Source organism: Vibrio aphrogenes (assembly GCF_002157735.2).
In the GTDB taxonomy this organism is placed as follows: Bacteria; Pseudomonadota; Gammaproteobacteria; order Enterobacterales; family Vibrionaceae; genus Vibrio; species Vibrio aphrogenes.
In genome coordinates, this window is the sequence record NZ_AP018690.1 from 516,863 (window position 1) to 530,449 (window position 13,587).

11 protein-coding genes are annotated in these 13,587 nt (G+C 42.6%); 7 read left to right on the top strand and 4 right to left on the bottom strand.

From position 1 onward, the window contains the following. Positions 1 to 70: 70 nt before the first annotated feature. Together VCA1004_RS13600 and VCA1004_RS13605 are read left to right on the top strand one after the other, a co-directional pair. A complete protein-coding gene (locus tag VCA1004_RS13600) occupies positions 71 to 1,294 on the top strand; it encodes a class I SAM-dependent methyltransferase (protein ID WP_086980982.1) in 1,224 nt (407 codons plus the stop codon). 179 nt (positions 1,295 to 1,473) lie between these two features. Further along, a complete protein-coding gene (locus VCA1004_RS13605) occupies positions 1,474 to 1,824 on the top strand; it encodes a DUF2750 domain-containing protein (RefSeq protein ID WP_086980983.1) in 351 nt (116 codons plus the stop codon). A 114-nt stretch (positions 1,825 to 1,938) separates the two neighbouring features. On the opposite strand, the gene queC is transcribed toward VCA1004_RS13605, so the two are convergent. The 3 genes from queC to VCA1004_RS13620 are packed head-to-tail and all read right to left on the bottom strand — an operon-like array spanning position 1,939 to position 4,613. Continuing rightward, the gene (gene queC / locus VCA1004_RS13610; RefSeq protein WP_086980984.1) at positions 1,939 to 2,634 is read right to left on the bottom strand and encodes a 7-cyano-7-deazaguanine synthase QueC; all 696 of its coding nucleotides are present in this window, start codon (positions 2,632 to 2,634) and stop codon (positions 1,939 to 1,941) included. Then, positions 2,631 to 4,112 (bottom strand): bifunctional NUDIX hydrolase/phosphatase PAP2 family protein, encoded by a 1,482-nt coding sequence (locus VCA1004_RS13615; protein WP_126000541.1) that lies wholly within the window; start codon positions 4,110 to 4,112, stop codon positions 2,631 to 2,633. The genes queC and VCA1004_RS13615 overlap by 4 nt, the downstream gene beginning before the upstream one ends. Positions 4,113 to 4,133: 21 nt before the next feature. Further along, the gene (locus VCA1004_RS13620; protein WP_086980986.1) at positions 4,134 to 4,613 is read right to left on the bottom strand and encodes a GNAT family N-acetyltransferase; all 480 of its coding nucleotides are present in this window, start codon (positions 4,611 to 4,613) and stop codon (positions 4,134 to 4,136) included. Between the two features lie 198 nt (positions 4,614 to 4,811). On the opposite strand from VCA1004_RS13620, the gene VCA1004_RS13625 reads away from it, so the two are divergent. Together VCA1004_RS13625 and VCA1004_RS13630 are read left to right on the top strand one after the other, a co-directional pair. Then, the gene (locus tag VCA1004_RS13625; RefSeq protein ID WP_086980987.1) at positions 4,812 to 5,435 is read left to right on the top strand and encodes a LysE family translocator; all 624 of its coding nucleotides are present in this window, start codon (positions 4,812 to 4,814) and stop codon (positions 5,433 to 5,435) included. Between the two features lie 359 nt (positions 5,436 to 5,794). Then, positions 5,795 to 7,171, top strand: coding sequence for an L-cystine transporter (locus tag VCA1004_RS13630; protein ID WP_086980988.1), 1,377 nt, complete (start codon positions 5,795 to 5,797; stop codon positions 7,169 to 7,171). 118 nt (positions 7,172 to 7,289) lie between these two features. On the opposite strand, the gene VCA1004_RS13635 is transcribed toward VCA1004_RS13630, so the two are convergent. Then, a complete protein-coding gene (locus tag VCA1004_RS13635; protein WP_086980989.1) occupies positions 7,290 to 7,820 on the bottom strand; it encodes a 3'-5' exonuclease in 531 nt (176 codons plus the stop codon). Positions 7,821 to 8,129: 309 nt separating this feature from the next. Between VCA1004_RS13635 and VCA1004_RS13640 the strand changes: the two genes are divergently transcribed. The 3 genes from VCA1004_RS13640 (at position 8,130) to VCA1004_RS13650 (ending at position 13,492) form a co-directional block, all read left to right on the top strand. Then, entirely contained in the window at positions 8,130 to 8,756 is a 627-nt protein-coding gene (locus VCA1004_RS13640) for a DUF2760 domain-containing protein (protein WP_086980990.1), read from the top strand. Continuing rightward, positions 8,756 to 10,567 carry an Hsp70 family protein gene (locus tag VCA1004_RS13645; protein WP_086980991.1) on the top strand — a complete coding sequence of 604 codons (1,812 nt, stop codon included), beginning with the start codon at positions 8,756 to 8,758 and terminating at the stop codon, positions 10,565 to 10,567. Before VCA1004_RS13640 ends, VCA1004_RS13645 begins: the two co-directional genes overlap by 1 nt. Positions 10,568 to 10,681: 114 nt before the next feature. Continuing rightward, complete coding sequence (locus VCA1004_RS13650; RefSeq protein ID WP_086980992.1) at positions 10,682 to 13,492, top strand: Hsp70 family protein; 2,811 nt, start codon at positions 10,682 to 10,684, stop codon at positions 13,490 to 13,492. Positions 13,493 to 13,587: the final 95 nt, after the last annotated feature.

A 13,587-nucleotide genomic window follows, 5' to 3' on the forward strand; every position in this document is an offset into this window, starting at 1 on the left:
GATTCATTTGCTTTCAAGTTCACATTCCATGAGAATAGCCCATTATATTCATTTCAGGCTATTTCAACTTATGTCTTCACCAAAAACCGACTCTTCATCAACCCTTCCTACCGCTGCAATCTATCTAGTTAAAGGAAGAGAAAAGTCCCTATTGCGCCGCCATCCTTGGATTTTTTCTCGTGGCATTCAAAAAGTCGATGGAAAACCTCAATTAGGAGAAACTGTCGATGTGTATTCAAATCAAGGACAATGGTTAGCCAAAGCTGCTTATTCACCTCAATCACAAATTCGTGCACGTGTGTGGAGCTTTGAACAAGAGCCCATCGATACATCATTTTTTGTTCAACGTCTGATGGATGCTCAAGCTATGCGTGAAGCAATCATCAAGCGTGATGGACTGACTGGTTACCGATTAATTGCCGGTGAGTCTGATGGTCTTCCTGGTATTACTATCGATCGCTATCAAGATTTTCTCGTGTGCCAACTACTCAGCGCCGGAGCAGAAGCCAAACGTGAAGAGCTGATCGCCGCTTTGAAACAAGTTTTCCCGACCTGCAGTATCTACGAACGTTCTGATGTGTCAGTGCGTAAAAAAGAAGGCTTAAAAGAACGTCAAGGTGTTTTACACGGTGATACCCCTCCTGATGTCGTTGTCATTGAAGAAAATGGCGTCAAAATTCAAGTCGATATTAAATCAGGCCATAAAACTGGCTTTTATCTTGATCAACGAGACAGTCGTCAGCAAGCCATGAAGTATGTCGAAGGCAAAAGTGTCTTAAACTGCTTCTCTTATACTGGTGGTTTTGGTTTATACGCCTTAAAAGGTAACGCTGCTCATGTGGTTAACGCTGATGTCTCGCAACCAGCCTTAGATAATGCGAAAGCCAATGCTGAACTGAACGGCTTTGATATTACCAAAGCTGAATTTCTGAATGCCGATGTCTTTAAGTTATTACGCGAATACCGTGATAATGGCACTCAATTTGACGTGGTTATCATGGACCCACCTAAATTTGCCGAGTCAAAAGCTCAGCTCAATGGCGCTTGTCGTGGCTATAAAGATATTAATATGCTTGCAATGCAAATATTAAAACCTGGTGGCACCCTACTGACTTATTCATGCTCAGGTCTAATGGAACAAAACTTATTCCAAAAAATCCTAGCCGATGCCGCCTTAGATGCGGGCCGTAAGGTGCAATTTGTTGAGCGTTTCAGCCAAGCCGCCGATCATCCAGTCGATAGTGCTTACCCTGAAGGTTTTTATCTTAAAGGATTTGCCTGCCACGTACGATAAGCTCGCACAAATTAACTTATTACCAACTTTAAGTAATGGTGAAATGAACTGATAACGAGCCGCAGTGTTAGCTCATCAAGAACAACACTGCGCTTTCAAATACTTAAGGTGTATACTGCTGAGTATTCTATTAGGCGTTTCAACGAATCATTCGTACTCACACGAGAGAGTAAAAATATATGTCAAAGTTAACATCCGACACTCAAGCGAATTTAGATTTATTCGTACAAGAAACTCAAGAAACCAAATTAGTTTGGGGACTTAAAAACGAAGATGGTTGGCTAGCTTGCGATTCTTCAGAGTTTGAAAATAGTGAAGTTATGCCATTTTGGTCATCCAAAGAAGATGCCGTAATGCATAATGTTGAAGAATGGGCGGATTTTGAAGTACTCGAAATTCCATTGGATATTTTTGTTGAAGATTGGTTAATCACACTAGCTGAAGATGGCGTGTTAATTGGCACCAACTGGAATGCCGAATTAGAAGGCAAAGAGATCGAGCCTAGCGATTTAGCGAAGCTGTATCTTTAATTGTATTCATTTATATGAATAAAGGCCGATTCTTTTTGATCAGCCATAAAATTAGCCCTCATATTCGAGGGCTAATTTGTATCTTATGTATCTAGCGATTATAAGCGCACAGCTTTATTCGGCAGTGAGTTTATCCTGCAACGAGGCCATCACCGACTCTCGGTTACCTAAATAATCTTTCAGCCCCACTGAACGTAACTGACAGGCAGGACATTCTCCGCAACCATCACCAATAAGGCCGTTATAACAGGTTAACGTTTCATTACGGACTAAATCAAGTGCCTGATATTGATCTGCTAATGCCCACGTTTCCGCTTTATTTAACCACATTAATGGCGTTTCAATCTTAAACTCACGGTCCATTCCTAACACTAAAGATTGATTGATCGATTTTACAAACTCATCTCGACAGTCTGGATAACCTGAAAAGTCCGTTTCGCAGACACCGGTAATTACGCTTTGTGCGCCAATTTGATAAGCATAAATACCTGCTAAGGTTAAAAATAAAATATTTCGACCAGGTACAAACGAGTTGGGTAAACCATTCTCTTGCAATTCATTGGAAACCGGAATGTCATCACGAGTTAATGAACTGATCGCTAACTCATTCAATAAGCCAACGTCCATGACTTTGTGGGCGGCTACGCCTAACTGTTTTGCCAATTTCTGGGCAATGTCAATTTCTAGTTTATGTCTTTGCCCATAGTCAAAAGTGATCGCATGGACTTCGTCATATTCTTTTAAGGCTTTTACTAAACAGGTGGTTGAATCTTGGCCACCACTAAATACTACAACCGCTTTTGAAGTCATTCCGATATCTCTTTTGTTTTAACATTCGTCGATGTTTTAATATGAATACTACTGATTTTAATGCTTAGATAAGTTAGGACAAACCACAGCCCACTTTGCATAAAATAACTTAATTTAGCCGACCCGAAGTGAACGTGTTCAAACCATTGGCCTTGTAATTCGATAAGGCCGGCACTGATACTCCAGCAAATGAGCAATTTTACCCCAAATAGAACCCGTGATTGAGGCTGAGTGGCAAGTAAAGGCTTGTGCACTAACGCCAGTGCAAGCGCCATTGCTGTGATATTTGTCATCGATAATGAATGCAGTACAAACGCACCAGCCCCTAAGCCTAGCGCCACTAACCACCACAGGATCGGATGAGCAAAAGGATCTTTTTTTCTTATCGCTAAGGCGTGTTCCATTCTCACAAAATGCCATAAGGCAAATAACCCCAGCACATAAGCAAGCAATACATCCGTAAAAAAGTGCTCACCTAAAATAACACTGATCATTCCTTGAAGTAAAACGATCACAATACCTAACATCAAAGGACGAGTAATGGATTCATCCTGATGGATTCGCCGCCAAGCTGTGAAAAAATACCCAATAATAACAATCGCTAATGTTGAACTTAAACTTGGAGTCGCAAATCCCGTTGACTCTATCATTTGTAAATTAGGCTGATAAATATAAGGTTTAGGGTATTTCAAACCCAATTGCATCAATAAACAAATAAAGCCTGTCACCATTATTAACAGCATCATGCGATTGAAATATCGCCCACCAATAAAATGCATCAAAAAGGGAATTAAAAAGATGAAAACCAATCCCGCAAAGGCATGGTTAAAAAAACTCAGTAGTTGAATCACATGTTGATTCAGCGGCTCTGGCAATGAAAACACCACACGCTGAATCTGTTCCAACCAGGGAAATTGTGCTTGATGCATCATCGACGCCGCAGTTTGTGCCGAATGAATATATTGAATAGGTGCGTTCGGGACGTCATGGTTGAGAACTTGTTGTAAGAACTGCTCAGGATAACGATATTCTTGAGCATCAATAGCATCCGGGTAGCCAAGAAAAACCTGTTTGACTTCAACGGAGAAACTAGGAGCAAACCAAGAAGGTAATGGATGGAATCCTCTGACATTTCTGGCTGAAAATGCAATCACACCCGAAGCCGGCTCACAATGATAAACGACCGCCGTATCAGTTTGAGTTAATCGCTCTTTAGCATGAACCACCAAACCGGTTTCTTCCCAAGTTTCACGCTCAGCGGCTTTTGCAGGGTCTTCGCCCGCTTCAATCGTACCTCCCGGTAATGACAATCGCTTGGTGTACATCTCATCCACAAAAACCACTTGGTCATCTGCCTGAATAAAACACAGCGCCCCTTTTATGTTTGAATTTGGGGTTATGTTTGATTGCGAGGTGGATTGCGCCATTGAAGTCAGTGGCAACATCAAAAGCAGTATAATAAAGAGAAATTTATTCACGTAATATCGATATCCAAATCATTAAATCACCGACTTTCTCAGCCAATGTATATGGTGGTTATAACCTATTTTGTTGTATAAGGTTTTCGCTGCCTGGTTAAAATCCCAGACTTCAACAAACAATTGCTGGACGCCATAATCTATCAAGGTTTGTTCAATCTTACGCAGTAATTGGCTCGCCAAACCGGCTTGTCGATACGAAGGGACAATATAGAGCTCATCAATACTTCCCATAGGAACAGGCTTACTTACGGTTGAAACCAATTCTGCAAAATGTCCAGTCACAAAACCGACCAACTCTCCAGTTGAGAGATCGAGAGCGATGTACACTAAACAATCCGGCGCTTGTAAATAACGAGCGACGCTTTTTTCTTGTTCAATGTCTTGTGGCGATTTAAATAAATCGGGGCTGGCCAAATGATGCTCTTGATGCAAACAAAACATCAATTCATCTAACTTGGGTAGATCTTGAGTTTGCGCCGCTCGGATTTGAATATTCATAGTCTAATTAGTGGTCTACCCGTCTGATTGTATCGTTCTGCATTTTACTTGAATGTTGTACGCTTGTATTTAGCTGTTTTTGACTTTTAGCGGACAATAACACCTTGTTAATTACTCCATTGGCATCTTTCCACAAGCTCATTTTTGTTTTAGAGTGAATGCTTGTCACTACTTTATTTATTTCTTTTGGGAATCTCCATGCTTGACTATGCTTTGCTTTCTGCGTTTATCCCAACTTTCTTTTTTGTCTCCATCACCCCCGGAATGTGCATGACACTGGCGCTCACTTTAGGGATGAGCATTGGTATCAAACGCACAATGTGGATGATGATTGGGGAACTGGCAGGTGTTGCTTTAGTGGCAAGCTTAGCGGTCATTGGCGTGGCGGCCATTATGCTTAATTATCCTAGTTTATTTATCGCCTTAAAATGGATTGGCGGCTCTTATCTCGTTTGGATAGGTATTAACATGTGGCGTAATAAAGGCAAAATGTCATTACAGCTTGAACTCTCCGGTCATCAATCCGATCGATTAAAGCTAATAAGCCAAGGCTTTATCACGGCGATTGCCAATCCTAAAGGTTGGGCTTTTATGGTCTCGTTACTACCACCTTTTATCAATGTCGATAAATCGGTGCCTCATCAAATGTTAGTCTTGATTGGGATTATCTTATGCACCGAATTTATCTCGATGATGGCTTATGCTTCAGGAGGTAAAAGTCTGCGCTTATTTTTATCCAAAGGGGATAACGTTAAGTTTTTAAATCGTATTGCCGGCACACTGATGATTGGAGTGGGCTTATGGTTAGCTTTGCTAGATTAACTTTTCTATCGCGTTTCGTTTAGGCTTACCGCCATTTTCTGTCAATGTATGAGCTCACCACTTTATTCGGTCACTAGTTTATAAATCCACCAATCTATCAGCCTATTGACTACTTCATCTTAGCCCCGCCCTTGCCTATTATGTTAGTTATGCCGAGCTCAAGGCGCTCACCCTCTATTTAGAGGCATGACTTGAGCTTGTTATTGATCAGCTGAATGAATATAACTAAACATCATAATAGATAGCATATTCATCTTTCCTAACGGTAAAGTTACTTGTAAATTATTTGATAGTATTTTTGTTAATAGCACAAACTTTTTCCTTCCATCTTTTATACAACACATTTTAAGGATTAAAATATGTCACTTGCCGTTATCGCCAACTTAGCGATATTTGTGTGCATCCTTTTCTTTCTATTTAATCAACAAAGAAAATCAAGCACCCTCTCTCGCCTTGTCTTATTAGGACTTATCTTTGGTAGCGCATATGGCCTACTGATTCATGTTTTTTATGGTGAAGGAAACCCTGTCATCAAAGAGACCCTAGATTGGGTTAATGTGGTCGGCAGTGGTTATGTTGGCCTATTAAAAATGGTGATCATGCCTTTGGTATTGATCTCAATGATCTCCGCTGTGGTTAAACTCGATAATTCCGGCTCATTAGGTAAAATCAGCGGTTTAACAATTGGTGTCCTATTATTTACCACCATGATTTCAGCCCTAATTGGGATTGCAGTTACTCATGGCTTCGGTTTGTCCGCAGAAGGATTATCGGAAGGAGTTCGTGAAACCGCACGTATGACGGTACTGGAAAATCGCCTAGGAAGTGTTGCTGATCTCACGATTCCGCAAATGCTGGTGAGCTTCATTCCAACCAACCCATTTGCTGATTTGACTGGCGCTCGTTCAACCTCAATCATTGCCGTAGTGATCTTTGGTATCTTGGTTGGTATTGCAGCTCGTCATGTCATGAAAGAAAAACAAGAGCTAGAAACGCCGATTCGTACTTTTGTTGAAGCGGTTCAATCGATTGTGATGCGTTTAGTTAAAATGATCATTGCCTTAACACCTTATGGCATCGCAGCATTAATGACAAAAGTGGTGGCCTCTTCAAGCCTCAATGACATTTTAAGTTTGATCGGCTTTATCGTCGCGTCATACGTTGCCATTTTCTTAATGTTCCTAGTTCATGGTCTATTAGTGTCTTTTGTTGGCGTAAGCCCAAAAGAGTACTTTAAACGTATCTGGCCGGTACTGACTTTTGCCTTTACTTCACGCAGCTCTGCCGCCACCATTCCGTTGAACGTCGAAGCGCAAATCACCAAACTGAAAGTTCCACCGGCTATTGCCAACTTAGCCGCAACCTTTGGAGCCACCATTGGCCAGAATGGTTGCGCCGGTATTTACCCAGCGATGTTAGCGGTGATGGTCGCTCCTACCGTCGGCATTAACCCGATGGATGTGAACTTCATTTTGTCTTTAGTGGCGATCATTACCATTAGTTCATTCGGTATTGCCGGTGTCGGTGGTGGTGCAACTTTTGCTGCCCTAATCGTGTTACCAGCCATGGGCTTGCCTGTCACTATTGCCGCATTATTGATTTCTATTGAACCATTAATTGATATGGCTCGTACCGCATTAAACGTCAGTGGTTCAATGACTGCCGGCACGATTACCTCACGTTTGCTGGGTAATAAAAAAGACATCAACAAACAATTTAATGATGTCACCGCCTAAGCCTTAATACCAATATGACACTAATAAAAATGCCCATCACTCAAGTTGATGGGCATTTTTTATAAACTCACATAATTTTTGTTAACTCAAAAATACAGAGTTAACAGGCAACCGAGCTCTACAATATGGCGATGGCTAACTTGGCTAAGTTATAGGCATCAACATAGCCGGAATGCTGACGTCCTTCCCATTCAATTTCTAATTGTTCTTGCGCTGCTTTATGCCCAATACGCTTGTCTTTTAAGCGATATTTAATGCGATATAAGGTAGCAAGATTTAAAAATTCACTAAATGGAAATTCGAGTCCTTTTTGCTGACACTCTTTACGCAAAATTTCATCGTCTCGCCCCCAGGAAGCATAAATTTTATTCGGCCCCCCAAAGTTTTTGATCATTGATTTGATCACTTGTTCTAAAGGACGACCTTGTTTTTGTACTTTCTTAGGTGTTATTCCTGTCAGTTCATAACAAAAAGCGGAGATTTCATCTTGTTCAGGGCGCACATAATACTGAGCTCGTTTCACGATTTCACCACGCGACAAATCGACTTCCGCCAAACCCACTTCAATAATCTCACCAGTGGTGCCGACACCATCGACATTCCAGCAGCACATTTCCAAATCAAAGCAGACGACTCTGTTATAATTCATGTTTCTTTTACCTGTGCGCTTTAATTCGCTTCTTCATTGTAACTATTAAAAATCAGCCTGCGATTCTAACCAAGTTCGCCTCAATTCTCGACCTCAAATTGCCCTCATTGCCGTAAAATCACGTTGAAATGTCTACTTTTCCAGCAACAATTACGGCAAATCACGATTGTTTAATGGAATTTCATTTGCTTATGTTAAAATAATCGGCATCAAAACTCAGCGCTTGGGCCTTGTTAATCCCCTATCATGCCCTAATATCCTGTTTTTAGGATGACGCTTATAAAAGATTTTTAACCAAGAGATTAAACCATGAATTTTGACCTATCGGTTTTTCCAACCACCTTTGACTTATTACATGTCATTTTAGCGGCCACCACCGTTATTTTTTTACTGCTTAGCTTAAGAACCAAAACCATAGAGAAAGTGGTCGAAAAACCGGTTGAGAAAATTGTTGAAATTGAAAAGCCCGTTGAAAAGATCGTGGAAGTCGAAAAAGTCATCGAAGTAGAGAAAGTCGTTGAAAAAATCGTCGAAGTGGAATCTAAACTAAAAACAGCGCCTACCGATTCTGCACTACAATTATTGGCGATTTTCCAACAAGAAGCCCGCTTAATTGATTTCTTATCTGAAGACTTAACCGGCTTTAGTGATGAAGAAGTAGGCGCAGCAGCTCGTGTGATTCACACTGGTGGTCAAAAAGTTTTAGCCGATCATGTCACGCTCAGCCAAATTCGCTCAGAAGAGGAAGAGTCTCGCATTACTATTGAAGATGGCTTTAATGCACAAGAAATTCGCTTAACGGGTAACGTATCGGGTCAAGCTCCGTTTACTGGCACGCTGATCCATAAAGGATGGAAAGCCGATTCCATTACCTTGCCTAAACTATCTGAAAACTACGATGCAAACGTACTCGCACCGGCAGAGGTTGAGCTTTAATGTCTAACAGTCAATATTTTATCGGTATCGATTTAGGTACTACCCACTGTGTTTTATCTTACTGCCCAATGGGAGCAGACGAACCACAAGTTAATGTTTTTCCGATTTCACAATTAATTGCCCAAGGACAGGTTCAGTCTCTCGATCAATTACCTTCATTCTTATATCAAGCACATGAAAATGAAATCGCCTCAGGTAACAATGCACTGCCTTGGGCAACCTCAACCAGCAATACCTTAGTGGGTAGCATTGCACGTAACATGGGCAATAAAACACCTATGCGCTTAGTGGCTAGTGCCAAAAGTTGGTTGTGTCACGGTGGTGTAGACCGTCGCAGCGCTTTCTTACCACAAGGCAGTGATGAGGAAGTGCAAAAGGTCTCCCCATTAAAAGCTACACAAGTGTATTTAGAGCATTTAATGGCGGCTTGGGATCATCAACACCAAGATGCTCCCTTACGCGAACAGCAAGTCACCATTACTATTCCAGCCTCGTTCGATCCTGCCGCTAAAGAACTGACAGCCGAAGCTGCACGCAATGCAGGCTTCCAGCATGTGACCTTATTAGAAGAGCCTCAAGCGGCGCTTTATAGCTGGATTGATAGCAATAACTCAGCTTGGCGTGAACAAGTTGAACTTGGCGATTTAGTGCTAGTGGTTGACATTGGTGGTGGTACTACCGATTTATCTTTGGTTTCTGTTACCGAACAAGAAGGCAACTTATCACTAGAGCGTATTGCGGTTGGTGAACATATTTTATTAGGCGGCGACAACATGGATCTCGCCCTTGCCTATCGTTTAAAAATGAACTTAGCGCAACAAAGCAAATCCTTACAACCTTGGCAAGTTCAAGCCATGGCCCATTTATGCCGTGATGCCAAAGAAGCGTTACTCAATGATCGCAGCTTAACGTCTGTTCCTATCGTCGTCCCGAGCCGTGGTTCTAAACTTATCGGCAGTACTCTGAAAACAGAGTTGACGCAGCAAGATGTCGAACAAACCTTACTCGAAGGCTTTTTCCCATCGGTAACGATTGACGAGCATCCGGTTCAATCAACACGCAGTGCCTTAACGCAACTGGGCCTTCCTTATGCCCAAGATGCAGGCATTACTCGTCATATTGCGGCGTTCTTATCTCGTCAAAAACAAGAGCAAGATGCCAGCTTTATTAAACCGACTAAAGTACTCTTTAACGGCGGTGTATTAAAATCACCTCTGATCTCAGATCGTTTGCTAGGCATTATTAACTCATGGTTAACACAAGAATATTGCACGCCAACTCAAGCGTTAACAGGTGTGGATCTTGACCTTGCGGTAGCTCGTGGCGCCAGTTATTACGGTTATGTTCGTCATAATATGGAAACGGGTAATAGCGGAGTACGTATTCGTGGTGGTATCGCCAGCAGCTATTATGTGGGGATCGAAAGTGCCATGCCAGCAATTCCAGGAATGGCCCCACCGATGGAAGCCATTTGTGTCGCACCATTTGGAATGGAAGAAGGCAGCCATGTTGAACTTGCGAGCCAAGAGTTTGGGTTAGTTATTGGCCAGCCAGTACAATTCCAATTCTACGGCTCAACGACTCGTCGCGAAGATAACGTCGGCACTCATCTTGATTATTGGACCCCCGAAGAGCTGGAAGAATTACCAGAAATTCAAGTGACTTTAGATGCACAATCAGGTCGCAGTATTGGTGAAGTTGTGGTCGTCAATCTCGCCGCCACCATTACTGAAATTGGCACGTTAGAGCTGGAAGCTATTGCCAAAGATAACGGTCAGAAATGGCAAGTTGAGTTCAGTGTTCGTCAATAACACACTCGAGAGACCTCGTTCTCGATAAATAATCAGCTTAACACTGACGAAACCACAAGGCATTGAATTACTCTAAAATGACGTTCAATGCCTTTTTCGTAATTAGGAATATTCATGACTTCATCACACTCATCCAAAGCACGCTATTTAGTCGGAATCGACTTAGGCACCACTAACAGCGTATTAGCCTATTGTGAAATTCAAGATGACTTAACCCAAAGTGCCGTCCAGATCTTTGACATCGACCAATTGGTGGGCCCTGGTGAAGTAGTGCGTAAGCCCTTATTACCCTCTTTTCGTTTTCATCCAGCACAAGGCCAATTCCAAGCCAGCGATATGACACTGCCGTGGACAAGTCAACCAATGGCTGGAGAAATTGATCAGGTGATAATCGGTGAATGGGCCCGAGAATTAGGCGCTCAAGTGGAAGGTCGCCAAGTGTCGAGTGCCAAGAGTTGGTTATCCCATGATGCCGTTGATCGTGAATCAGACATTTTGCCTTGGTCCGCTGCGGAAAGCGTTGATAAAGTCTCACCACTATTAGCCAGTGCGAGCTACCTTAATCACATGCGCCAAAGTTGGGACTACCACCACCCGAGCGATAAATTAGCCGACCAAGACGTTGTGGTCACCATCCCTGCTTCCTTTGATGAAACCGCCCGTAATCTGACCTTAAAAGCAACAGAACTTGCTGGTTTACAACACATTCATTTACTCGAAGAACCTCAAGCTGTTTGTTATGACTGGTATAGTCGCCACTTAAACAGCGCCTCCGAGCAACTCCAAGACATTCCGTCCATTCTAGTCTGTGATGTCGGTGGCGGCACCACGGATTTAAGTTTGATTGCCGCACAACACCATGAAGAACAATTATCTTTAAACCGTATTGGAGTCGGCGATCACTTAATGCTGGGTGGAGACAATATTGATTTAGCCTTAGCACACCTTGCAGAGCAACGTCTTAGCCAAAATAAGAAGCTCAATGCCGCCTCTTTGATGAAGCTAATTCAACAAACACGTAAAGTAAAAGAAGACCTACTGCGCCCAGATGCGGCCGAACAAGCTAAAATATCCATTTTAGGCAGTGGCTCTCGTTTAATTGGCGGAACTAAAAGTGCTCCGATAACTAAACAAGAAATTCACCAAATTGTGTTAGATGGTTTTTTCCCGTTGACAGCACGCTCAGAAATGCCACAACAACGACGCACCGCTGTCGTAGAATTTGGCTTACCGTATGCCGCCGATGCCGCTATCAGTCGTCACTTAGCCCAATTTATCGAACATCATTCTCCTGATGGACAGACCCCGACTGGGTTACTATTAAATGGTGGTGTGTTTAACAGCGAATTAGTCGAAAGCCGCATGGTCGAATTATTAAGCCAATGGCACGGTTCTCCTATCACTTTATTAGACAACCCAACTCCCGATTTATCAGTTGCCTATGGCGCCGTGGCGTATGCTAAAGCTCGCCATGGAGCGCAATTGAAAATTGGTGGCGGGTCGGCTCGCTCTTACTTTCTACACTTAAAACAAAAAAATACCGCTCAATCTAAAGCCTTGTGTGTCTTAGCTAAAGGCACCGAAACCGGCCAAGAAATACGCCTTAATGGACGCCAGTTCTTACTCACCTTAGGCGAGCCAATCCAAATTGATTTGCTCACCTCGACTCAAGAGCAGTTTATTAACGCCTCTGGGGCGCTAACTGGACCACAAAATAGCCTCTTACTCAATGTGCAAAATAACCTAGAGCGTGCAGCCTTCAAACCCTTGCCTCCTTACATTGCAACACTGGAAGGCTGTCAAACGCGCGAGAACTTACAGGCCAACCAAAAAGATCGCGTAGAAGTCATGTTAGCGTGTCAATTAACCGAAGTGGGTACACTGAAAATCGAATGTGTGAGTACCCAACAGGATAATCAGCGTTGGTTATTAGAATTTGATACTCGAAAACATGAAGAATTTGAACAAGCTCAAGCACACCCTCGCCTAGAACAGGCCAAGACATTAATTTCCTCGGCCTATTCTGCCAATAAAAAAGCCGATAATAGCCAACTGATCAAAACCTTAAGTAAAGATCTTGAAAAGCAATTAGGTAAGCGTGAGCAATGGGATTTTCCAACTCTGCGCCAATTATTTGATACCTTCTCTTTAGGCAAAAAACGCCGCCGTCGTTCAGAAGCACATGAAAAACAATGGCTACGTTTAGCCGGTTTTGCTTTACGTCCTGGCTTTGGTGATCCCACCGATGAATGGCGCATTGAACAAACCTGGGCGCTTTATCAGCAAGGCATCCAATTTCCATCACATCAAACTTGGTCTGATTGGTGGGTATTTTGGCGACGTATAGCGGGCGGTTTAAACCAACAACAGCAAGAAACCATTTTAGCGGGTATTGCTAAATACCTTCACCCTGGCGCACATCGTGCTAAAGGCAGTAGCAAAGAAGCAAATGAACATGGTTATGAAGCCATGGTCCGCTTATCGGCCTCCTTAGAGCATTTAGACAGTGAAGATAAAATGCTGTTATCAAATTGGTATTTAAGCCGTGCGCAAAAATCGCCCGATCATGTTCAAGCACACTGGTGGGCGTTAGGCCGCCTAGCCTCTCGTTCGCAAATGTATGGCAGCCAACACAATATTGTTCCTGCCGCTCAAGTGAATCAATGGTTGTTGAAAATGCTGGATCTCGACTGGAAACAAGAACCTATGATTGGATTTGCCGCCGTTATGATGGCTCGTAAAACCGGGGATCGCAGCTTAGATATTGCTGAAGATGTACGAAATAAAGTCATTGAAAAACTGCAAGCCTCTAGAGCAACAGCAAGTTGGATTGAATTGGTCAGCGACGTTACCCAACTCAATGACGATGAATCGAAAAAGATTTTTGGCGATTCCATTCCTGCTGGTTTACAGATGCTGAACTGATCTTACTTTGTTAGTCAATTTGTGAGTAAAAAGAAAGCCTAAGAGTCATCTCTTAGGCTTTCATCAATTATGCTTTTATGATGTTTATCTTATAC